Here is a 1,913-nt window from a genome sequence, read left to right on the forward strand (position 1 = left end):
CTTGCGGACCGGGTCGCTGCGGCTGACCCGGGATCTGCGGCGGCGCAGTCAGGCGCGCCAGCTCCTGGTTGTCGGCGACGACGGCGCCTTCGGTGACCAGGAGGTCGGTGACCCTGGATCCCTCCTGATCGGCGATGACCACGGCCTCGCGGCGCGGCACGAAGAAGCCGGTCACCCGCACGAGGTCCGAGAAGCAGGCATTGGTCGACTTCGTCACGATGACGAGCGCCTCGCTTTGCGTCTCCTTCGGCTCGGGACGCTTGCGATGCTCGAACAGATAATAGCCGACGCCGAGCGCGACGACGAACACCACGGTGCCGGCAGGCTTGAGATATTCGGAGAGGTTCATCGCCGGATCATCCTGGCCTGGCTCACGGCCGTCCGCGCGAGGCCCATCGAGAGCGTTTCCCTGAAACGAAGCGGCGTCCCGCAAGGCTGCGGGACGCGCTTTGGAAGCGAGACTTTACACCACATCACGACTTGTCACTGCAAAGGATTACGTCGTGCTCACTTCGATGCGGTGGTCTTGTTTTCCATGTTGACGACCTGCACGCGGCGGTTGGCCTCCGCCATCGGCTGGCTCGGGTCCTTCAGCTTGCTCTTGCCGTAGCCGACGGTGACGAGGTCGGTTGCTGAGATGCTGTACTTGTCGACGAGGTAGCGCTTGATCGAATCCGCGCGGCGCTCCGACAGGTCCTGGTTGTAGGTCTCGCCGCCGGCGGCGTCGGTGTGGCCCGCGACCACGAAGGTCGAGCCCTTCAGGTCGGGGCTCGTCAGCGCGCGGCCGAGCGCCTGCACGGAGGGCATCGATTTGGCGCTGATATTGGCCGAGTTGTAGTCGAAGGTGATTTCGAGATCGATGTTCGGCTTGTCCTTGGCGACTGAGGCGATTTCCTCGCGTTCGGTCGACGACAGCGAGCGCGTCGAGCGGCCCCGAACGGACTGGATCAACTTGGTCTCCGCCGCGTTCGGCGCGGGATCGGCCTGCGGGGCGATCGAGAGGCCGCGGGTCAGAGCCTTTTTCGGCGCCGGCGCCAGCGCGCGGACGATCTCGTCCTCAGTCACGTTCTTGCTGTTGCTTTCTTCGCCGGCGAAGGCGGACGAGGTCGGCAGCGACAGAGCGGCACCGATGGTGATGATGGACAGGATCGCGGTCAGTCCCTTTGCAGCCAATCTCATAGCCAGTCCCTCCTGCGCAGCCAGCTTGCGTGCTTCCAAATTTCCAGCAATAGGTCTCGGAAAAGACCTGTTGCGACATCCGCCCATTAGTCTTCCTTGGGCTGTTCAAGGTTCGAGGCTTCGACCGCCTCAACCCAAAAAAATATCAACGCACTCCGTAGCTTGCGAACTCCTGAACGATGTTCGGATCCATCGCCTTGGCGTTGGCGATATCGAGCGCGCCTTCCTGGGCGGAGCCGTTGCGCTGCTTGGCGAGGCCGCGCCCATAGAGCGAGGAGGTCAGGCGCGGGTTGATCTTCAGGGCCGCATCGAAATCGGCGATGGCATTCTTGACCGCGCCCGACTTGAGGTTGACGAGCCCCCGGCTATCCAGCGCATCGACGAAGTTCGGCCGCAGCCGCAGCGCCTCGTTGCAATCCTTCAGCGCGCCCTGGAGGTCGCCGACCACGGTGCGGGTCCAGCAGCGGTTATTCAGCGCCTCGACATCCTTGGTATTGATCCGGAGCGTGTCGTCAAAATCCTTGATGGCGAGGTTGTAGGCACCCTTGCTGGCATAGACCTGGCCACGCCGGTACAGCGCGTTCACGTCGTCCGGATTGGCGGCAATCTTGGAGGTCAGGCTCTTGATCGTGGGATCGTCGGCCAGGGCGGCAGCACTCGGCCCGCTGTCCGTGCTCGGCGCTGGAGCCGGGTCGATCGGTTTCACCGGCGGTGGCGGTGGCGGTGGCGGCAGG

The 1,913-nt window shown here is 64.1% G+C and carries 2 protein-coding genes and 1 pseudogene; all 3 read right to left on the minus strand.

From position 1 onward, the window contains the following. A pseudogene (locus tag MOV75_RS36360) lies at nucleotides 1–349 on the minus strand (efflux transporter periplasmic adaptor subunit); the annotation flags it as partial. Between the two features lie 158 nt (nucleotides 350–507). Continuing rightward, nucleotides 508–1,179, minus strand: coding sequence for an OmpA family protein (locus MOV75_RS36365; RefSeq protein WP_247007793.1), 672 nt, complete (start codon nucleotides 1,177–1,179; stop codon nucleotides 508–510). Nucleotides 1,180–1,324: 145 nt separating this feature from the next. Then, a partial coding sequence (locus MOV75_RS36370) for a tetratricopeptide repeat protein (RefSeq protein ID WP_247007796.1) occupies nucleotides 1,325–1,913 on the minus strand: 589 nt, incomplete at its 5' end.

Source organism: Bradyrhizobium sp. PRIMUS42 (genome assembly GCF_023006515.1).
GTDB lineage: Bacteria > Pseudomonadota > Alphaproteobacteria > Rhizobiales > Xanthobacteraceae > Bradyrhizobium.